Source organism: Geobacter sp. SVR, assembly GCF_016865365.1.
GTDB lineage: Bacteria > Desulfobacterota > Desulfuromonadia > Geobacterales > Pseudopelobacteraceae > Pelotalea.
This window is the reverse complement of the sequence record NZ_AP024469.1, coordinates 2799154-2818379: the sequence shown is the minus strand read 5'-3', so window position 1 is coordinate 2818379 and position 19226 is coordinate 2799154. Positions and strand designations below refer to the sequence as shown.

Sequence of the window (19226 nt, the reverse complement as noted above, 5' to 3'; positions counted from 1 at the left end):
CTTCTTCCTCTCACTCTCATTCCTGCTCAGGTCTGCGGTCATCTTCAAGAGGGATCATACGAGCTTCGTCAGCCAGAATATCGCCGGCAGAGTGCCGAAGGCCAGGATAATCCCGATGCCGATCATTGCTACGGCGAGATCGGCATCCATGCCGGCGACGACAGCCAGCGCACCGGCGGTGACCATGGGGGGCATGGCCGCTTCGAGAATGGAAACATCGGCCACCATGCCGGTCTGGCCCGCCACCCTGCACACCAGCAGCGCCAGCAGAGGGGCAACCAGCAACTTGATTCCCAAGCCGAACCCAAGGGGGGGCAGCACCCTGTAAGGCAGACGAAACCGCATCTGCATGCCTATTGCCGTCATTACGACAGGGACAAGGGTGAGGGAAACATTCTGCAGCGCCTGCGCCAGTTTTTCCGGATACGGCCAGGCACGGACGGCAAGGCCTATCAGCAAGGCAATCGTCGGCGGAAACAGGAGTACCCGCCTGACGATCTGGGCCAGTCTTGTGGAGCCGTTCTTGCCATAGGTCGCGAGAATGAAGGAACCGTAGGTTACCATGATCATCATGGTACCGATCTGGTCGTAGATAATGAGGTAGGAAAGCCCGGCTGCCCCGAAAAAGGCCTGGATCATCGGTATCCCCAGGAATGACGTATTTCCCAGAGGTACGACAAGCAGCAGCACGCCGACGGTTGACCGCTGCCAGTGCCACAGCCGCGCCCCGGCCAGCACCAGCAATGCCGAAAGCAGCAGCATTCCCCAGGGAATGATGGCGGCAATGGCGATTTCGCGGGAAAAGGCGATCTGTGGCGCCTTGAGAAGTATCAGCGCCGGCAGCGAGACGTACAGGGCGAACATGTTGAGGACCTGGGCCGAGTCTTTCGGAAAGGCCTCAAGGTGGCGGAAAAGGATTCCCAGCAGTACGAACACCCCAATAATGACGAAGTTTTCCATCGGTAGTTTATTCCTGAATGGTCTTAGTGTGCTCTTTTTGTAGTGAGCAAGGGGCGAGCTACTTCATCAGCAGCAGGCTCAACGCCATCACCACCATGCCGGCCACAAGGCCGAACAGGCTGTCGTGCCCCTTGCCATAGGCCCTGCTGGTCGGCAGCAGTTCATCCAGACTGATGTATACCATGATGCCGGCCACTCCGCTGAAGAGAAAGCCCATCACCTGGGGAGGGACCACCCCGTGCTCACCCAACACCAGCCGCATGCCCAGGTAGGCAATGCCGGCCCCTACCGGTTCGGCGAGTCCACTGAGCACCGAATAGGCAAAGGCCTTTTTGCGGTCGCCGGTGGCATAGAAGATCGGCACCGACACGCTGATCCCCTCGGGGATATTGTGCAGGGCGATCGCCAGGGCAATGGCCACCCCCAGGCTGGGGTCCTGAAGGGCGGCCAGGAAGGTGGCCAATCCCTCGGGAAAGTTGTGGATGCCGATGGCCAGGGCGGTGAACAGCCCCATTCGCATCAGCTTGCGGTCGTGGAGGCCGTGATCGTGGCGACCTTCAGTGGCTGCCCTGCCATTATGAACGGCGCGGAAATCGGGGAGAGGGGCCGCCGGGTTATGCAGCGGCATCGTTTCCGCCTCCGAATGCGTCTCGTGAGGATTTTCGGCGGCCGGCACAAGGTTGTCGATCAGGCCGATCACCAGCATGCCGCCGAAGAAGGAGGCCACGTTGATCCAGTTGCCCCAATAGTCGCCGTAACGTTGGGTAAGGGCATGGAGTCCCTTGAAGAAAATCTCGACAAACGAGACATAGAGCATCACCCCGGCGGAAAAACCGGTTGCTACCGAGAGGAAGCGATAGTTGGTCCTCTTGGCGGTAAAGGCGATGACGCTGCCGATCGCAGTGGCCATGCCGGCGAACAGCGTCAGCCCGAGTGCAATCCATACGTTTTTCATGATCAGCAGTTGGTCCGGGGTGTCGTAAGCATGAGAGGAGGGTAGGGTAAAGTCATGCGATAGTCAAGGTAATGGGGGCAGGGGAACATGACACACAGTAAGCCGTCCGCAGTTGCCTCCCAAGGGAGAGCCCCTGAAAGGCACAGATGTGTGACTAGGTCGGACGAATGCGGGCACCAATGCGGGGACCGAATAGATTGATGCATAATCCTGAAACGATCAGGCCAGCGGCATTTACCTTCCAGTGCGAGAGAGGCTCCCCCAAGGTCAATGCCGACGCCGTAAATCCGAAGACCGGCACGAGCAATGTGAACGGAGCCACTGTCGCAGCGGGATAGCGGCTCAATAACCAACTCCATACGGCAAATCCAAGCAGGGTGACCGGATACACGATATAGCCGATGGCACCTATCGTGATCCACGAAATATGCGAAACGACCCCAGCGCTCCAGCGGCTTTGCTCCAGAATATACGACAGAACCAGAAGCGGCGGCCAGGCAACGAGGCTTCCCCACACGACAAGAGCAAGCATGTCGATTGTGCCGAGTTTTTTTGCAATCAGATTGCCGAGCCCCCACGAGGCAGCGGCAGCGACGATCAACATCAGGCCGTGAGCCGAGATTTCGCCGCCAAGATGTGCTGCAACAAGGCCCAATCCCGAAAATGAAACCAGGGCACCCGCGATTTGCCAGATCGACGGCTTTTCAGCCAGAAACACTACAGCCAGCAAGACGGTGAAGAACACGTGAACCTGCAGTATCAGAGATGCCAGCCCCGCCGTCGTACCGGCGTGCATGCCCGAAAACAGCAGGGTGAATTGAAGTGCGAACATCACCAGCCCGAAGCCGATCACCATGCGCAAGGGAACAGCGGGGCGCTTGATGAAAAAGATCGCTGGAAACGCGGCGAAAAAGAAGCGGAGTGCGCAGAGGAAAATCGGTGGGACCTCTTTAAGGCCAACCTTGATGACAACAAAGTTGAAACCCCAAATGGCAACCACCATCATCGCCAATGCAATGTGAGCTAAACGCATCACTACCCCTTTGAGTCAATGTGCGATGGAGAATCAGATGTGTTCCGTTGGTGGGATTTCAGCCGCCGAGGAAGTCACATAATACGCATCAAAGTCGCCCGTGGGTGCCTCCCCTGGAATTCCGAAGGCACCCACGTGATTGGCTCAAACCTTACCGGCGATTGAAATTCTTGGGACGTTCGAACGGGGTGCCGGGGCCGAACCATCTATTGAAAATTTCATCTGCCTGGCCGCTCTTTTCCATCTCCAGCAGGGTCGTGTTTATGAAGGCGTGCAGGCGGCGGTCCCCCTTGCGGACGGCAATCCCCAAGGCATCGCCGGATATCTGCGCCCGCGGGATCTCGTACTGTTCCTTGTCCGGCATGTCCAGGTAGAGCCCCAGCAGCAGGACTTCATCGGTCGAAACGGCCTGGACCTCACCCTTGCGCAGCGCATCGAGCGCCTGCCGATAGTTCCCGTAGTTCCTGGCAACGGTGGTGGGCAGCTCCTTTTTCAGCGTCTCTCCGGCAGTAGTGCCCTGGACGACCCCCACGGTCGTGCCGGCGAAGTCACGGGGATTTTTGAACTGCCCTTTCCGTGCGATGAACCGTTGCCCGGTTATGAAATAGACATGGCTGAAATCCACCTGTTTTGCCCGCTCCCGGGTCTGGGTCATGCATGCCGCAATCAGGTCGATCGTGCCGTTCTGCAGCATGGTAATACGGGTTTCCGGCGTTGTCGGCACGAATTTCACCTTTACCGCGAGTTTCTGGGCAAGGGCGTTGACATAATCGATGTCGTACCCGCTGTACGTTCCGGTCTTCTTGTCAATGCTTCCGAAGGGGGGCAGCGACTCCCTCACCCCTGCGACCAGCACTCCCTTGCGGGTGATGGATGCCAGCGTGTCACTACCCGATTCGGCAGCGGCACCACTCGTCAGGAACAGGATCATGGTCAGCAACGTCAGCAGCAGCTTCATGGTTTTCCTCCTTCAATACCGCGGTAGTGGTGCCACAAATCATTGAATGTCGGCTGTTTTGTCTTCACTTCGAGATTCCGGAATACCGGAGGCCATACACGATACACGATCATTTTGGCCATGTGCGGAAATTAATTGAAGCTTCACCCACAAGTCAAGGAGCAATTCATTATCAGTGATTCCCGGTGTGGGCCTGCGGCAGTCTGCTGAAGTTTTATCGTCCTCCTGTTACATCGATGAAGCTTCCGGTCGAATACGATGCGTCGTCGGACAGCAGCCAGAGGATTGCCTTGGCAACCTCTTCGGGGTGGCCTCCCCGCTTCAGCGGAACCGAATCCTTCAGACGCTCCACCCGGTTGGGTTCGCCGCCGCTGCCGTGAATGTCGGTGTAGATGATGCCGGGGCGAACTGCATTGACGCGAATTCCTTCGGCAGCCACTTCCTTTGCCAGGCCGACGGTGAACGTGTCTATGGCCCCTTTCGAGGCGGCATAATCGACGTATTCTCCCGGAGCACCCAGGCGGGCGGCCCCTGACGAAACATTGACGATTGCTCCACCCCGGCCGCCGTGCTTCGTGGACATGCGCCGCACCGCTTCCCGGGCACAGAGAAAGCTGCCGCTGACATTGGTGGTGAAAATCCGCTGGATTCTGGCTGCATCCATGTCCTCGACCCGTGCCTGGACCTCCAGGATGCCGGCATTGTTGACCAGCGCGGAAACGCGTCCCAGTTCATTGTCCAGCCGGTCGAACAGACGGACGACCTCCTGTTCGCAGCCCACATCGACCTGTACTGCAATGGCCTCGCCACCGGCGGCAACAATGTCTTCCAGAACGCCTTCAGCCGCCTCTCTGTTGGCGTGATAGCCAATGCAGACGGCATAGCCATTCGCTGCCGCCATGCGGGCGGTTGCCGCGCCAATTCCCCTGCTGCCACCGGTTATGAGGATTACTTTTTTCATAGCGCTTGTCCCCTGTTCCCACGGTTGGAGAGTCATATTACCTTTCGGGCACTTCCACAAAGGCGAGTCCATCCGGGCGACCGCCCACGTTCAGGTTTGCATGGCAAAATAACATCTATCATACCGGATGGCTTCATTTTCTTATTTCTTCCACATTTCTTCCTTAATTTTGCTCGATAAACTGAATATTCAGAAACCATGGCTTCAGAGGCGTTCATCACGTTGAGTGCAAAGAATGCCGGCAGCAAAGGCCTTTCTGATACCGGATAACCACAGTGCATCTGGCAAGGATGTCATAGCTTGGCTGGAGTTCCGAAATTCCGGCGGGGTCAAGAGAAGACCTCATCAAGAAAACGCATAACATGCAAATGCGACGCTATTACATACGTGGATACTTCAAGATCTACGGTCGCTGATGCATATGTTTTGACTACCGGACCAATAACCTGAAAGGCACCTGCCATGAATAAAGCCAAAATATTTATTGCAACACCATGCTTTGGTGGCCAACTCACCCAATCGTATATGCAGTCCATCATCAGCATGATGACGAGCTATGGCACACAGGTAGATTTATCTCTGGCCTTACTTGGCAATGATGCGCTGATTACCAGGGCTCGTTCTACGCTTATAGGTAAATTTATGGATGACGAGTCAGCCACTCATTTGCTGTTTATCGATAGTGATATCGGATTCAATCCTGCGCAATTTGCACGGCTATTCTGTGCAAACAGGGATTTTGTGGCTGCAATGTATCCGATAAAGGAGTTCGATTGGCACCAGTTTACGGAGCGTCATTCACGTGGAGAATCTATTGTCAGCGCGGGGTTGAATTATGTAGGGACATTGTGCGAAGGCAGTGAATTGAAAGTTGAAGACAGCTTTGCTACGGCGCGATATGCAGGTGGTGGTTTCCAATTGATCAAGCGCAGTGTAATTGAAACGCTGATGTTCGCCTATCCGCACTTGAAATATCAGAGAATCCACTCGAATACAAAAGATGCTCCAAGCGAACGGCATCTGTTTGCTCTGTTTGACCCATTCATTGATGAGAGAACCGGTGAATACATCAGTGAAGACTACGCATTTTGTACGCGGTGGAGAAGGCTCGGAGGCGAGATCTGGCTTGATCTCAAAAGTCAGCTCATCCATGTAGGGAGCAATGATTATATGGGTAATAGTTCAATACGGTTCAGTTCTCCAGGTAAAAGCGGAGACATGACTTCCTTCCCATGAATTCACGGCATGCCATTGTCAGTACCAATTTTAAACCTATATATTCCGGTGAGATTATTAACTACATCAACAAGATTGTTCGGGGAACATAATACGTATGGGAATAAGGGGATAGGCTGCTTTTTGCTGGAAGGGCACTGTCTCTGGAGGGCTGATTATTCATCTAATATTGGGTGGCCTTTTTCAACAGAAAATCATGCAGTCCTTTCTTGGGAACCTTTGTCACCTGCTGCATCAGCTTGAAGGGTACATCCCGTACCCCATATGTGGCTTTTATATCCGCTATCATATTCAGCCACAGATGAGCGGTCATTTCGGCATCTGCCAAGGCTCTATGATGAACGCCATCAGTCTTCAGCTTCTTGTAGTGAACCAGGGTCTCAAGTCGGTGATTGGGGGCTTCGGGGTACAATCTCCGGGATGCCAGCATGGAGCAGGCAAACTCGTTGGTTCTCCGATGGTCGATGCGCTTGAACTCCGCATCCAGGAAGCGTGAGTCAAAGGATGCATTGTGGGCAACCAGGTGGTGTTGCCCGATGAATGATTTGAGCTGAGCCATGACTTCCTTGATGGCAGGGGCCGTGGAGAGCATCGTGTTGGTGATACCGGTGTATTCTTCGATGAAACCGGATACCCGCATTCCCGGATTCATAAGACTTTGAAACCTGTCGACGATCCGGTTGCCCGAAACCAGGACGGCACCGACTTCGATGGTCCTGTCTCCATATCCCGGAGAGAGTCCTGTTGTTTCAAAGTCAATGACTACGGCAGTAAAATTTCCCACAAGCCCTACCAATCTTTCTTGCTCTTCGGCAGTTTGATTTTTTCTTTTGTCCGGCAACTCACCTTCCCGAATTCTACCTGTGGGGTAAGTAAGGCTCAATGTGCTTGAGTGCATTGGCAACAAAAGCTTCTTTCTCTCCAATCGGGGCGACGTAATGAAGCGCCTTGGAAGCCGCTTCCAGTCCCTCGGTTCTCGCAATGAGCCAGCCAGCAACGTACGATGAAGCGAGGCATCCGCCTGCGGTCGCAACGTTGCCCTGAGCAAAGAACGGTTGGTTCAGAACCTCCACGCCTGCTTCTTCTACCCACGGCTTTGTTGTCAGATCCGTACACGCCACGGCACCTAACAATCCAAGCTTGGCTAAAATCAGCGTGCCTGAGCATTGCGCGGCAATAAGTTGACGTTCGGGCTGGAGGGAGAGTCGGCTCATCAACTCGGGACTGCTGACAATCTGTCGTGTCTGCCTCCCGCTCCCAATAATCACGGCGTCAGCTGAAGCGGCATCCTCAAGCGTTGACTGAGCGCGTATGGTTACACCGTTCATGGACGTAACCTCTGGCTCAGGGCAACAGATCGTCACCCGCCAGTCCGGTTTCTTGATGCGGTTCAGGACGCCGAGAGCAATAAGCGAGTCGAGTTCATTGAAGCCTTGGAATGTAAGAATGGCAATGTGCATTGGTCGATACTCTTTGTTCATGAGTTATGATAACAGACATGCGGGCAGAATACGCATTAAGCCGCCCGAGGTGATCTCCCAGGACCCGGCAAACAGCGTCCTTCCGAGTGTGATCCACACGTTTTTAATGGTCAGGACTTGAGCTGGTGGGGTGTCATTGGCATGAGAGGAGGGTAGGGTAAAGTCATGCGTTAGTCAAGGTAATGGGGTGTTGGGAACATGGTACGCAGTAAACTGTCCGAGGCGAGGCTTCCAGGGGGATGCCCAACGGGCCAGCCCAATCTTTTTTCGGGCGGCTGGTCGTGCCGCAAGTTGGCGTCAGTCATTTGCTCGGCTCTTTGTGTGGACATCACAGAATACAATAATTCTCCGGTCGCAACGGTTCCGGAAGATTCTTTTCTCCCAGCGCTGCACGAAGATCCAGTTCGATTGTTCGGCACATCGATGACAGGGCAAGGTCGTTTTGAAGCACGCCAAACGGCTCTTCGATCTCGTCTCCCAATGCGTCGAGCCCGAAAAAGGTGTACGAGACGATACCGACGACAAAGGGGGTCATGAACCCGATCGAATCGATCAAGCCGAATGGCAGGAGAAAGCAATAGAGATAAGCCGTACGGTGGAGGAGCAGGTTGTAGCTAAACGGTATGGGGGTATTTTTGATCCGTTCACAGCCGGTAAGAACGGTGGTAAGAGCCGTGAGATTCCTATCAAGGTTGACGGCAACGTATTCACCGACCTGATCATTCTCCAGGCAGGACCGCAGCTCCTGCGCCAGCATCAGAAGAAGGAAGTTCGGCTTGCTGTGAGCCGTTTTGAACGGAGCTTCAGCACTATCAGGGAGATACTCCCGCACATCTTCCCATGAGTCGGAATCCCGCAGATGATGGCGCAGGGCGTGGGCAAACGCTATGAGCAGATAGACTATGCGGAACCTGGGGGCGGGACGCTCGAACGGCGGGCGAGCTAACGGCGATCTCTGCTCATGCGAAACAAAGGTAAAAAGTTGCCGCGTCAGATTCCGGCATATGATTATGAGTTCCCCCCAAAGCTTCCTTCCTTCCCAGTAGCGGTCGTAGCTCGCACTGTTGCGAAACCCGATGAAGATGGCCAACGCAAGCCCGATCAGGCTGAACGGAGTGGGTGTCATGGTTATCTTCAGCCCGAAGAATATCCCGCGAGTCAGCGTTACAATAATCGCAAGCAGCACGGTGGCCCCAAGCGGCCGGATAATCCTCGGCAATATCGATCCCTTGATTATGAAAAAAAGGCGCAACCCTGAAGGGCGCTCCCTGATAATCATCGCAATCTCCTTTCTACATAATTCGAATCCACTGTTTTCATATCCATTTGCGCATAACGATTCGGCAGTTGACCCGCCAGCCCAGTCTTTTCGGGCGGGCGGTGTCTAACTTTCTGGCTGGGACATCTCGTAATTCTCCTCACATACATGGAAAATGAAGCCCCAGAAAGGCGCTTCAAGCTTGACGTTACTTTCTGGTTAATCTGGGCGGATCGGGCTGCTGCCACTGTCCTGTGTTTTGTCCAATTCACCATCGACATTTTCGAGCAAGTTATTAACCTGTTCTTCCACTCCGAATGGCGTGTCAGCCCAAAACCGCGAATGGACAAGAACTTTCTCGGAAATGGCATCGGTAATGTAAAAGTTGAACCTTCTACAGGTATAGTGGAAGACATCCCAACGGCACTGGTAATTGAAGTCTACTGTCAGCTCTGCCTTTGACTTGTCCTCTGTCACGGTGTATCCCCGGCGTATCATTCCCTTCCGCACGGTCTCCTTAATCTTGAGATCATCTTCTATGCCATAAATGAAGACGGCTTTCTTCCGTTTCAAGACGCCGGGGTCGAACACATCGGTGTGGCGGAATGTGCAACTGCACAGGGACGCCACTAAGATTCCGTACCAAAAGAATCTCCTGAATTTATTTGTTCTTGAGCGTGATGCCATTGACAAACTCCAGTGCAGTGCTTTTGAAATTGTCGGGTAACTCGCCGTTTTTTGCTCTTTCACTGTAAATAATATTGACCATGAGATTCGGAATGCTCGGATGGATGAAATAGTAAGCGTAGGTTTCCATGACCAGGAAGGGTGCGCCGCTACTCTGGACGGCCCCATGGTCCTCCGCTTTCACGTAGTACGCAACGGTATAGTCTCCGAAGGTGTGCTCGAGGGTAAGTTGTTCATCTAGGTAATTGTAGCGCCGAGGGTCATTCCCAATCTTGGATGCTTTCTTCTGAAAGTCGAGAAAATCTTCCGGTTTTTCGAACTTCGCGAACGAGGGAATCTCTTTGACACTGGCGTAGAGGGTATGGTCGACCTCTTTTTGTGGCTTGCCGAACAGGATGACATGCTCACCCGGGTTTTCGTACTTCGCGTACACCCACCCATCTTGCTTCGGAGAGTGGACGGTATACCCCGGACGCTCGAAGGCGGTATTCGGCTGCTCAATCCTGGTGAAACGGGATGCGCATCCGGTCAAGAGCAGGATAAAAACGAGCAGAATCGGCTTTCTGAGCAATCTCATAATATCTCCATTTCTCCCGGTAAGTCTGGGTATCCGTGCGTGCGAGGCAGGCTGTAAATTGGTGTTCATTCCAAGTTGTTCTTCTTTTGCCCAACGGCCGAGGCGCACCGGCGGAGTGCCAGCGAAGCCCGTGTGCCGCCGAGTGTTAGGCTAATACCCTTTTCATTTTATAGCCGCCGGTAATTTCAAAGCCGTTTGCCTGATAAAACGAAACAGTTCGATTGAATTCAGGTATAGGTGGAGTGCAAAGTTCCAATCGTTTCCATCTTTTGTTCTTTGCTACATCTACAATCTTGTCAATCAACTGCTGACCTACCTTGTGCGACCGATATTCCGGCATGACATAAAACTCCTGAATTATGCCGAAAGTACCTTCTGCATATAATGAATGGCTTTCACATAACGCGCCGAAACCAATGATCCTGCCTTCATCAGTTGCCGCCACGACGCAATATTGACCACTCTTCATATATTCTTCACAGAGCTTAATTGCCAGTGGCACATCAACGTCAAAATGTTTAATACCAGTGCGCTCTATTATTTCATTAGTAAGGCACACTGCCAATTTTGCGATTTCATCAGCCGATTCTTTATCAACTATTTCGACTATCATAATTAAATTTCCTATTGAGCCTAACGGGTCGGCGTGGACCCGCCGTCTTTTGTACAAGTACGGGGTCAGGCTTTGTATTTGGTGATTTCTGAGGCCAATGCTGCTTTTCTTTTGGATAATTCAGGCTCCGAGCCCGCCCGCTTTTGCATACGCCGGGCTGCTGCACTCAGGGAGGAAATATCGCGACCGGCGATCCTACCAAGCTGTGTCAGCGTGATCGTCGGCAGATCCTGAATAACCTATGCTGCCATTGCTCGCGCTTCTCCCCGGTGATTGTCTTTTCCGGGTCTGGTGAGGTCTTCAGCAGAAATTCCATATTCCTTAAGTATCGCCGCCAGTAGTTCATTGATTCCTACCCTCCCTGGAAGATGTGGCCGGTCCGGTTGTGTCGCCAGTTGACCCAGCGGGTGTACCGGAAGGAGATGTTTTGCACGATTCGGGAAAGCGGAATGTCGGCGGGGAGCATGTATGCGTGGTTTGCGCGCCATGGCGGTGACTATTTACCTTAAATCACCAAATGCAAAGCCTGGCCCCATAGGTCTCCTTAGAATTAAGACCCCGCTCTCTCTTTTTTGACCATTTTGGACGAAAGATTCTTCAATCCCTGGATTATAAGGTGAATACATTCATCAACAAAAGGGGTTTCCATCAGCCGTATATAGGATTCTTCTTCTAGACCAGCAGTTGCAGCTAGTATTGGGACATTGATGTTTACAAGGGTTGTTTTGACTGCGTCATAATCTGCATGCATATCATGCGTACGTGCGATTTCTTGCAGATCAACATATCCATCATTGTGCGTTAATTGCCAGGTTTCAGTGAGAGCGTCGGGATAGGCCTTACCACGAAGCGCCTTACAAATATCGCCAACAACACCACCAAACGCTCCCATCAAGTAGATAGGCTTGTTCTTGTCAATTGCAATGAGAATTTCTTCTAAGACACCTGGCATTTTGCCATTGTATCCGAAAAGCTTTCCCCCAACACAAATGCGTGCATGTGAAGAATCTATAGATTTTAACCTCATTTCTGTTAAGCAGCGTGACCAAAAGTACTTGTTCTGGGGCGTTGATGGAGGGAGGAAATTGTCTCTGTCTACCGCACACGCAATATCATCTGGAATGCTATGTTCGATAGTTTTCATGACCCCACTGTAACTGGCGCGCCATACCACGATTTCCATATTGGTCTTATGAATTGGCCAAGCTAGGTGGTTTTCCACATGAATTTGATCAGCGTTTAAACGACTTTTCAGTGCAACTGCTTCATCAAGAATAAATTCAGTAAACCCATCCTTGCGCAAGTCTCCCCCATAGACAAGCGTGGCTGATCTGGCAAGAAGATGACGAGCTAGATCCTGAGCGAATCTTGCAGATTGGCTTTCTGGAATATGGTTTTCACTGAATCCACTACTAGGAACATCTGAGATGGAAATACCAATCCGCAGGCCATCAAGCAAGGAAGATTCCGTTAAACTCCAAAGAGGAGTGAAAGAATCCATTCCAATTTGGCTATGCCAACACGCCTCCTCAGAGTAAATCGGGGGTTCAGGGTAGCAAATCTTAGTTTTGCCCAGATCCTTAAATGTGAGCATCTGACGTATCTCAGGTGGCCGAGGTGATAAAACGCAATCTGCGTCTACCCACCCCTGTGATTGGTAGTACTCAAGCGACTTTAATGCATGATGGTAACGTACTGTTTCTAATATTGCGGCAATAAGTATCCTTAGAATGTCTGCCTCACTCAGCGGTGACTTAGGCGAAACGTGAACACATGGTACATTGGATCCGGCAGGGAAAATTCGGTCTTCATAATCATCCAAGCAATCAACAGCAATCATTGGTCTGTTATGTTCTTTGGAACACAAAATTTCCCGCTGGCACCAATAGCGAGAAGAGTAAGCGTCGCTAACAATTGCGACCATTGTTGACTCTCTGATGTTTGTAATTATTTCATCGTCAAATTTGAATCCCGGAGAAATTTCCGTAGCGTCGAAAAAGTGCGACATATTTGTGTTTTCAATAAAACGCTTTATGGATTCAGCATGAAGTCGACCAGTATCCCCACTTTTCGCATGGCTTAGGAACATTTTTATGGACGAAGACTTGCCTTTGTCACTCTCTATTATTTCAACAAATCCATGGCGGTAAATCTCATGAACCATGGCAAGGATTGCATGTTGCTGTATAGCACCTTTGGGCCATTGGTATGCTCGGAGAAAGTTGAGGTTCTTGAGGCTACCATCTTCACCATGGCCAAGTCCTTCGCGACTCAAAGCCACTGGGATAACTCTCATCGAGCCTGTACACGGAAGAGATCGAATGTAGTCATTCCACGAGGCGCGGCCTCTGGTGTTGATGCTTGTGAAAACGAATAGGACATTTCGTGCCGCAAGTTCCTGAGAGACGGCGCCTGGCACAATATTGGGACTGTTGGAACTGTACAGAAAAAGGGGGATATTCAAATTCCGCGAAAACGGCCGGTCAACATTTCTCGTAAGATGGGTTGAGATAGTCTCTAGAATTGGATCGACTGAATCCTTGTCTGATGGATGCCATACTAAATGGACAGCTAATGGCGGCTGATATCGATCACTCATAAGTGTGTCACTCCGCACATTTTGCAGCGAGCGTTGTATTTCACCATCTCTTTTGAATTAGAAATCAGATGCGCTCGTGCTGTTCGCGCCAAGTAGGCATCTTCAATCCACTCGGAAAGCTGGCTAGCCGAACCGGGATAGGACCAGTATTTTGCATAACAATCGCGGTGCTCAGCGTTCCAGTTTTCTTCAAGTCTTGGAGGCAAAAAGGCAGTATTGTTTCTACTTGGAAGGACGATTCCCAGAAGCCCATTGGGCGTGTATTGGCCTTGTCGGAGAGAGCTTTTGATCTCCCAGTCAATATAACGTCTACTATGTGTACAACTACCAAGGAGTATAATAGTTACCGTACTGTCTTCCAAATACTTTTCGCGAATGCGGCGCATGACGTAATCTGTATCGGTGCTGTTGATGAAGTCGTCGTTATCATTCGCCCCTAAGACTTTTGGGATAAAGACTCGATGCCTGTTGGCGAAATGGTCGATGAATTCATCGACTTCGTCGCGATCACCTTTGTAGTGAGAAATGAATACCTTCCGGCGGGTAACGTTAAGCATTGACGATCTCCTCCTGCTCAGAATAGAAACATATAAATATTAAAAATTCCGTTGGCCAAGGGATTTCATAACGTTTGCCTCAAAATTTCTCACATCCTGGAGGCCTGCATGTGCGCCAGCAATTTTCACACGTCCCGATTCGAGAATAAGCGATTTTTGTTTGTACTGGCGGGCAAACAAATCAATGTCACTATCTGACCTAAATCGAGGCCACTCCAACAAATATTCAGGCAAACATTCTTGAGCTGTATAAGATAGTCGATCAGGAAGTGATGTGAAACTCGTAATAATTCTAGGCATTTCACGTGCAGTTCCAATTTCAAATGGAACCCACCATGAGTTCTTTGTATTACTTGAGACCACTGCCAGAACCGTATCGCAACGCCGCAAACGGTCTACGAGCAATTGAGTAAGCTGTGAAGTCCCTCGTTTGCTTGCCAATTCTTTATCCATATCATCTATGTAGCAGTCAATGTTGTGGTTGATTTTTAAGCGGCTGTAAACTCTCCTGGCCAGTGCATCGTCTTGAGTAGTATGCGAGATGAAGATTGGCATGGTTACCGTCCTTTTGATTGAGTTGACATTGTTACGTCGCTTATTTGTAGTGCAATTTCACCGCATTCTGGGTGCGCTGTACAAGATCCGTCATGAACGGTTCCTTTCAAACTGCAACCGGCCGTTTTTTATCAAATCAGAATTTTTGCTTTTCCGGTCAAAAGCATCATTTATATATTTGGTTATGTTTGTTTCACTTTCAGTCCACTTGTAAAGTTTTGCATAGCCGCTCTCCAGATTGTCATGGAACCGAGGTGGCAAGGTGCTGCTTGTATACTTGTTTTCTTTGTAGCCAGGATAAGTCGGGAGTAAAAGTCCCAAGAGGCCGGAAACACCGCCAACCCTGGTGGAAATAGCTGCGGATATTTCCCAGTCAACATACTTACGCTTCCAAGTGTTCTCCCCAATTAGTACGACCTGCACTGAGGTGTCAGTAAGATACCCAGCCTGAATCAAGCGCTTGATATATTTAGCACCTAGATCGGAATCAATATCTCCGTCATTGACGGATTTGTTGATGAACAGGTGTCCAAACAGTTCCTCAAATTCGTCACGATATTCTTCATCATCATGGTGGTAGTAACTGATAAAAACCTTTCGTTTTATTTCAGCCATTTTGAGTCTCCTTAATTTTAGTCCAACGTCACAAGGCGCACCGCTGAGCGAAGCGAAGTCCGTGTTCCGCCACGTTGTTAGCCATCTTTCCAGTTCAGGAATATTCTCAGCATTCGTCAGCATCAATGGACCACAGTGACAAATGAATTTTTTGTTCTCGACTTTGCAGGCATACTACTAAATCGCCCTCAGTTCTATAGACACTCTTGGGTTGTACAGACGACTCAGGAGAATGGGCAGTAAGCGTACACCGAAAACTTAAGATTGAAGCTGTTAAACCAAGAGCCGGAGCGTGGACCCTACAGGCTTGTTTCCTGGCCGCTCAAACGCAAACCGGCGCCCGGAGTATCTCCGTGGCGCCGGTTCATTCAGCGTCTATTCGATGCGATTAAGGTACATTCCCTTACGCGCACTCACTATACCCGCACACATGGCACACCGAACATCCCCCTTCATGTTCCACAATCCCCCCGCATTCCGGGCAGGCGCCGCGGTCCTGGCGGGCGGCCTCGGCGTTGATGTCATAACCGTTGGCCAGCATGTGGGCCTGAATCGCCTTGGCCACCGCATCGGCGCAGGAGAGCACCCGGTTGTCGCCAAAGCCTGATGGGCAGTGGCAGGAAATGCCGAGCAACTGCTTGACCACCTGACGGGCCTGGATGCCGCTGCGCCAGGCCAGCGATACCATGCGGCCGATGGCTTCGGCCTGGGAGGCGGCACAACCGCCAGCCTTGCCCATGGTGGTGAACAGTTCGAACAGCCCGGTGCTGTCCTCGTTGATGGTGACGTAGAGCGGGCCGCAGCCGGTCTGCATCTGGTGGGTACAGCCCTTCAGTGCCTTGGGGCGCTCGCGCTTGATAGTCTTTTCTTCGGCCACCACAACCGCCTCGACCTTTTCCTCCTTCTTGGCGGTGGAAAGCACCTGCTCGTCGCGGGAACCGTCGCGGTAAATGGTGACCCCTTTGCAGCCGGTTTCGTAGGCCAGCATGTAGACCTTCTCAACATCGTCGATGGTGGCGGTGTTGGGGAAGTTGACCGTCTTGCTGACGGCGTTGTCGGTGTAGAGCTGGAAGGCCGCCTGCATCTGGATGTGGTCCTCGGGCTCGATGTCGTGGGCGGTGACGAATACCTTGCGCACATCGGCCGGCACCTCGGGCAGATCCTGCACCGTGCCGTGCTCAGCGATCTTCTTCATCAACTCTTCCGAGTAGAAGCCGCGCTCCTTGGCGATCTGCTCGAACATCGGGTTGACCTCCACCAGCACGTTCTTGTCCATGACCGTGCGGATGTAGGACACGGCGAACAGCGGCTCAACGCCTGAGGAGGCGTTGGAGATGATCGAGATCGTGCCGGTGGGAGCGATGGTGGTGACCGTGGCGTTGCGCATGGGTGAAGAGTCGCTGTTCTTGTCGAAGATCGAACCCTTGAAGTTAGGGAACGAGCCGCGCTTTGTGCCCAGTTCCTGGGAGGCGAGATGCCCCTCGTCGTTGATGAACTTCATCACCTTTTTGCCCAGCTTGACCGCTTCTTCGGAATTGTAGGGCACACCCAGCAGAATCAGCATGTCGGCCCAGCCCATGACCCCCAGGCCGATCTTGCGGTTGCCGTGGGTCATGTCGTGGATCTGCTGCAGGGGATAGTTGTTGGCCTCGATGACGTTGTCCAGGAAGTGCACGGCGTCGTGCACCACTTTTTTAAGCTTGTTCCAGTCGATGACGCCGTCCTTGACGAACTTGCCCAGGTTGATGGAGCCCAGGTTGCAGGACTCATAGGGCAGCAACGGCTGCTCGCCGCAGGGGTTGGTGGATTCGATCTCGCCGACCTGCGGAGTGGGATTGTCGCGGTTCAGGCGGTCCAGGAAGATGATGCCCGGCTCGCCGTTTTCCCAGGCCTGTTTGACGATGCGCTGGAAGACTTTGCGGGCGTTGTGGGTGCCGACTACCTTCTTGTCGCGCGGGTTGATCAGCTCGTACTCGTCGTCGCGCTCGACGGCCTGCATGAACTTTTCGGTCAGGCCGACGGAGATGTTAAAGTTGTTGAGCTGCTTCTGGTCCGCCTTGCACATGATGAAATCCATGATGTTGGGGTGGTCCACCCGCAGGATGCCCATGTTGGCGCCGCGGCGCGTGCCCCCCTGCTTGATGGTTTCCGTGGCGGTGTCGAATACCCGCATGAAAGAGAGCGGACCGCTGGATATGCCGGTGGTGGAGCTGACCACATCGTTGGCCGGACGCAGGCGCGAGAAGGAAAAGCCGGTTCCGCCGCCGGATTTGTGAATCAGGGCGGTGAACTTGACCGCATCGAAGATATCTTCCATGGAATCCCCCACCGGCAGCACGAAGCAGGCCGAGAGCTGGCCCAATTCACGGCCGGCGTTCATCAGGGTAGGGGAGTTGGGCAGGAACTCGAAGGTGGTCAGCATGCGGTAGAAGTTATCGGATATCGCCTTGAGATCGGCTTTTTTGTCGTATATCTTGTCCGGAGCGGCAATGGTGTCGGCCACGCGGCGGAACATGTCGGCCGGTGTTTCCAGTGCCTTTCCCTGGGTATCGCGCCGGAGATAGCGCTTTTCCAGCACGGTCAGGGCGTTTTTGGACAGACCGGGAATGGTGTCGTTGGCAGAGTCTTTTTTCATGATGTTTCTCCCTGGCTTTTGAAATGTCTCGACAAATCGATATATTGGAAGGAATTGGAGTTTTTAATGGCGACCACTACATTTTGTGTGGCGGTCGTGACTTAACCACAACATATATGCCGTGTCAATAAAATATTTAAGACAGGTCTAACTTCTTGAAAGAACTTGGGAAGATGTCCGACAACATCAGTGCAGGAGGAAAAATGGGCGCAGCAATCGAATTTGCAGCGCTGGGAAAAGTATGCTAATCAGTAGGACGCAGGTGGGAGTGTGACACGATGACCGATATCTTCAAGGCCCTTTATACCATGTATTCCGATCCAAGACGCAGGTGCGGGCAGGCGACTCCCTTAAGCGGAGCCATCCGCAAGGCCGCCCTCGTTGCCATCCTGGTCTGCAGCATGTTCAGCCCCTTGTCCCTGCAGGCAGGCCCGCCACCGGCTGTGGTTCCATCAGCATCATCCGGGGCTGGTGCCGTGCCTTTCCGCTCCGATGAATCCGGAGTGGACACCCTCCGCAGCGAAACCGCCTATGAAAACGCAACCCTGACCGAGGATACCACCTGGCGCGGAACCGTGCTGATCAGGGGCTTTCTGGTGATTGCCCCACAGGCGACCGTTCGGATCGAGCCGGGCACCACGGTGCGCTTCCTGAAACCGTCCGCCGGCCTCCAGGTGCCGCGCCTGGTGGTCATGGGCCGGATTCAGGCTAACGGCATCCCCGAGCGTCCGATTCTGTTTGCCCCTGCTGCACAGGCCCCCGAAAAGGGTGGCTGGGGGGGCATTCTGCTTCTGTCCAGCGAAAAGCGCAACCACCTGGAGCATGTGCGCATCGAAGGGGCCGGGACCGGGCTCGAGGCCCGGTTTTCCAACCTGACCATGAAAGGGGGCGCGATCAGCGGCGCCGGAACCGGGCTGCTGTTGCAGGACAGCACCGTGACCCTTTCCGGGATGCGTGTCAGCGGCTGCGGGACAGCTCTGGAGGTGCACGACAGCGAACTCGACCTGCGGGAAAGCACCCTGGCCGACAACCGGCAGGGGCTGGCGGCATACCGTTCCGGCCTGGCCCTGTCGTCGGTATCGGTTACCGGCAGCGAACGGGAGGGGATCACCACCGAGGATTGCCGGCTCAAATTCACTGCCTGCGACTTCTCCGGCAATGCTATCGGGGCGTCTCTGCAGGGAGGCGAGGGCCGGGTGTCCACGACCCGCTTTGTCCGCAACCGTGAAGTGGGACTGAGGCTCATTGATGCCCGGCTGAAGGTGCAGCGCTGTTTGATCGCCGACAACGCCGGGGACGGCCTGCGGGTGAGAGACGGCCGCGTGACGGTCTGGGAGAGTGCTTTTACCGGAAACGCCGGCTACCACCTGGCCAATGCCGGCAGCGAAGAGGTCAGCGCGGTGTTGAACTGGTGGGGCAGTTTCCGCGAGGCAGCCATTAGCGCCAAGATTTTCGATGCAGCCCTTGAGCCGCGCTCGGGCAGGGTGATGAATTTTCCCTGGCTGAGTGAGACCCCTGCGGCGCTCCCCTGACCATGCTATAGGTG

General features: G+C 53.0%; 18 protein-coding genes and 1 pseudogene. 2 read left to right on the top strand and 17 right to left on the bottom strand.

Going from position 1 to position 19226, the window contains the following annotated elements; all coding sequences use genetic code 11:
- Nucleotides 1-54: 54 nt before the first annotated feature.
- The 5 genes from GSVR_RS13165 to GSVR_RS13145 all read right to left on the bottom strand — a co-directional run bounded on the left by GSVR_RS13165 (nucleotide 55) and on the right by GSVR_RS13145 (nucleotide 4867).
- The gene (locus tag GSVR_RS13165; RefSeq protein WP_173202213.1) at nucleotides 55-960 is read right to left on the bottom strand and encodes an AEC family transporter; all 906 of its coding nucleotides are present in this window, start codon (nucleotides 958-960) and stop codon (nucleotides 55-57) included.
- Nucleotides 961-1018: 58 nt separating this feature from the next.
- A complete protein-coding gene (gene zupT / locus GSVR_RS13160; RefSeq protein WP_203978665.1) occupies nucleotides 1019-1915 on the bottom strand; it encodes a zinc transporter ZupT in 897 nt (298 codons plus the stop codon).
- Between the two features lie 154 nt (nucleotides 1916-2069).
- Nucleotides 2070-2948, bottom strand: coding sequence for an EamA family transporter (locus GSVR_RS13155; protein ID WP_173199696.1), 879 nt, complete (start codon nucleotides 2946-2948; stop codon nucleotides 2070-2072).
- A gap of 151 nt (nucleotides 2949-3099) precedes the next feature.
- The gene (locus GSVR_RS13150) at nucleotides 3100-3906 is read right to left on the bottom strand and encodes a transporter substrate-binding domain-containing protein (protein ID WP_173199698.1); all 807 of its coding nucleotides are present in this window, start codon (nucleotides 3904-3906) and stop codon (nucleotides 3100-3102) included.
- Between the two features lie 214 nt (nucleotides 3907-4120).
- Nucleotides 4121-4867, bottom strand: a complete 747-nt coding sequence (locus GSVR_RS13145) for an SDR family oxidoreductase (RefSeq protein WP_173199700.1) — start codon at nucleotides 4865-4867, stop codon at nucleotides 4121-4123.
- 462 nt (nucleotides 4868-5329) lie between these two features.
- Here GSVR_RS13145 and GSVR_RS13140 point away from each other — a divergent pair, with 462 nt between their 5' ends.
- Nucleotides 5330-6103, top strand: coding sequence for a hypothetical protein (locus GSVR_RS13140; protein WP_173199702.1), 774 nt, complete (start codon nucleotides 5330-5332; stop codon nucleotides 6101-6103).
- Between the two features lie 163 nt (nucleotides 6104-6266).
- On the opposite strand, the gene GSVR_RS13135 is transcribed toward GSVR_RS13140, so the two are convergent.
- From GSVR_RS13135 to GSVR_RS13085, 12 genes and pseudogenes are all read right to left on the bottom strand, one after another.
- Nucleotides 6267-6887 carry a PolC-type DNA polymerase III gene (locus GSVR_RS13135; RefSeq protein WP_203978664.1) on the bottom strand — a complete coding sequence of 207 codons (621 nt, stop codon included), beginning with the start codon at nucleotides 6885-6887 and terminating at the stop codon, nucleotides 6267-6269.
- Between the two features lie 73 nt (nucleotides 6888-6960).
- Nucleotides 6961-7563: a DJ-1/PfpI family protein gene (locus GSVR_RS13130; protein ID WP_173199704.1), complete on the bottom strand. Its 603-nt coding sequence runs from the start codon at nucleotides 7561-7563 to the stop codon at nucleotides 6961-6963.
- Nucleotides 7564-7912: 349 nt separating this feature from the next.
- Nucleotides 7913-8863 (bottom strand): bestrophin family protein, encoded by a 951-nt coding sequence (locus GSVR_RS13125; protein ID WP_173199706.1) that lies wholly within the window; start codon nucleotides 8861-8863, stop codon nucleotides 7913-7915.
- A 198-nt stretch (nucleotides 8864-9061) separates the two neighbouring features.
- Nucleotides 9062-9529 carry a hypothetical protein gene (locus tag GSVR_RS13120; protein WP_173199708.1) on the bottom strand — a complete coding sequence of 156 codons (468 nt, stop codon included), beginning with the start codon at nucleotides 9527-9529 and terminating at the stop codon, nucleotides 9062-9064.
- Nucleotides 9504-10106, bottom strand: a complete 603-nt coding sequence (locus GSVR_RS13115) for a hypothetical protein (RefSeq protein ID WP_173199710.1) — start codon at nucleotides 10104-10106, stop codon at nucleotides 9504-9506. Before GSVR_RS13115 ends, GSVR_RS13120 begins: the two co-directional genes overlap by 26 nt.
- A gap of 145 nt (nucleotides 10107-10251) precedes the next feature.
- On the bottom strand, nucleotides 10252-10719 hold the full coding sequence (locus GSVR_RS13110; protein ID WP_173199712.1) for a GNAT family N-acetyltransferase: 468 nt from the start codon (nucleotides 10717-10719) through the stop codon (nucleotides 10252-10254).
- A gap of 358 nt (nucleotides 10720-11077) precedes the next feature.
- Nucleotides 11078-11176: pseudogene (locus tag GSVR_RS22415) on the bottom strand (transposase); the annotation flags it as partial.
- A gap of 93 nt (nucleotides 11177-11269) precedes the next feature.
- Nucleotides 11270-13000, bottom strand: coding sequence for a TIR domain-containing protein (locus GSVR_RS13105; RefSeq protein WP_239077323.1), 1731 nt, complete (start codon nucleotides 12998-13000; stop codon nucleotides 11270-11272).
- A gap of 314 nt (nucleotides 13001-13314) precedes the next feature.
- A complete protein-coding gene (locus GSVR_RS13100; RefSeq protein WP_173199715.1) occupies nucleotides 13315-13875 on the bottom strand; it encodes a TIR domain-containing protein in 561 nt (186 codons plus the stop codon).
- Between the two features lie 39 nt (nucleotides 13876-13914).
- On the bottom strand, nucleotides 13915-14430 hold the full coding sequence (locus tag GSVR_RS13095; protein WP_173199717.1) for a toll/interleukin-1 receptor domain-containing protein: 516 nt from the start codon (nucleotides 14428-14430) through the stop codon (nucleotides 13915-13917).
- Between the two features lie 90 nt (nucleotides 14431-14520).
- Nucleotides 14521-15045 (bottom strand): TIR domain-containing protein, encoded by a 525-nt coding sequence (locus tag GSVR_RS13090; RefSeq protein ID WP_173199719.1) that lies wholly within the window; start codon nucleotides 15043-15045, stop codon nucleotides 14521-14523.
- Between the two features lie 403 nt (nucleotides 15046-15448).
- Entirely contained in the window at nucleotides 15449-17680 is a 2232-nt protein-coding gene (locus GSVR_RS13085; protein WP_173199721.1) for a vitamin B12-dependent ribonucleotide reductase, read from the bottom strand.
- Nucleotides 17681-17958: 278 nt separating this feature from the next.
- On the opposite strand from GSVR_RS13085, the gene GSVR_RS13080 reads away from it, so the two are divergent.
- Nucleotides 17959-19212: a right-handed parallel beta-helix repeat-containing protein gene (locus GSVR_RS13080; RefSeq protein ID WP_173199723.1), complete on the top strand. Its 1254-nt coding sequence runs from the start codon at nucleotides 17959-17961 to the stop codon at nucleotides 19210-19212.
- Nucleotides 19213-19226 lie beyond the last annotated feature (14 nt).

What these genes read in the sequence shown, in the direction of transcription:
- GSVR_RS13165 (WP_173202213.1), bottom strand. Translation starts at nt 960, where the DNA reads ATGGAAAACTTCGTCATTATTGGGGTGTTCGTACTGCTGGGAATCCTT.
- zupT (WP_203978665.1), bottom strand. Translation starts at nt 1,915, where the DNA reads ATGAAAAACGTATGGATTGCACTCGGGCTGACGCTGTTCGCCGGCATG.
- GSVR_RS13155 (WP_173199696.1), bottom strand. Translation starts at nt 2,948, where the DNA reads ATGCGTTTAGCTCACATTGCATTGGCGATGATGGTGGTTGCCATTTGG.
- GSVR_RS13150 (WP_173199698.1), bottom strand. Translation starts at nt 3,906, where the DNA reads ATGAAGCTGCTGCTGACGTTGCTGACCATGATCCTGTTCCTGACGAGT.
- GSVR_RS13145 (WP_173199700.1), bottom strand. Translation starts at nt 4,867, where the DNA reads ATGAAAAAAGTAATCCTCATAACCGGTGGCAGCAGGGGAATTGGCGCG.
- GSVR_RS13140 (WP_173199702.1), top strand. Translation starts at nt 5,330, where the DNA reads ATGAATAAAGCCAAAATATTTATTGCAACACCATGCTTTGGTGGCCAA.
- GSVR_RS13130 (WP_173199704.1), bottom strand. Translation starts at nt 7,563, where the DNA reads ATGCACATTGCCATTCTTACATTCCAAGGCTTCAATGAACTCGACTCG.
- GSVR_RS13125 (WP_173199706.1), bottom strand. Translation starts at nt 8,863, where the DNA reads ATGATTATCAGGGAGCGCCCTTCAGGGTTGCGCCTTTTTTTCATAATC.
- GSVR_RS13120 (WP_173199708.1), bottom strand. Translation starts at nt 9,529, where the DNA reads ATGGCATCACGCTCAAGAACAAATAAATTCAGGAGATTCTTTTGGTAC.
- GSVR_RS13115 (WP_173199710.1), bottom strand. Translation starts at nt 10,106, where the DNA reads ATGAGATTGCTCAGAAAGCCGATTCTGCTCGTTTTTATCCTGCTCTTG.
- GSVR_RS13110 (WP_173199712.1), bottom strand. Translation starts at nt 10,719, where the DNA reads ATGATAGTCGAAATAGTTGATAAAGAATCGGCTGATGAAATCGCAAAA.
- GSVR_RS13100 (WP_173199715.1), bottom strand. Translation starts at nt 13,875, where the DNA reads ATGCTTAACGTTACCCGCCGGAAGGTATTCATTTCTCACTACAAAGGT.
- GSVR_RS13095 (WP_173199717.1), bottom strand. Translation starts at nt 14,430, where the DNA reads ATGCCAATCTTCATCTCGCATACTACTCAAGACGATGCACTGGCCAGG.
- GSVR_RS13090 (WP_173199719.1), bottom strand. Translation starts at nt 15,045, where the DNA reads ATGGCTGAAATAAAACGAAAGGTTTTTATCAGTTACTACCACCATGAT.
- GSVR_RS13085 (WP_173199721.1), bottom strand. Translation starts at nt 17,680, where the DNA reads ATGAAAAAAGACTCTGCCAACGACACCATTCCCGGTCTGTCCAAAAAC.
- GSVR_RS13080 (WP_173199723.1), top strand. Translation starts at nt 17,959, where the DNA reads ATGACCGATATCTTCAAGGCCCTTTATACCATGTATTCCGATCCAAGA.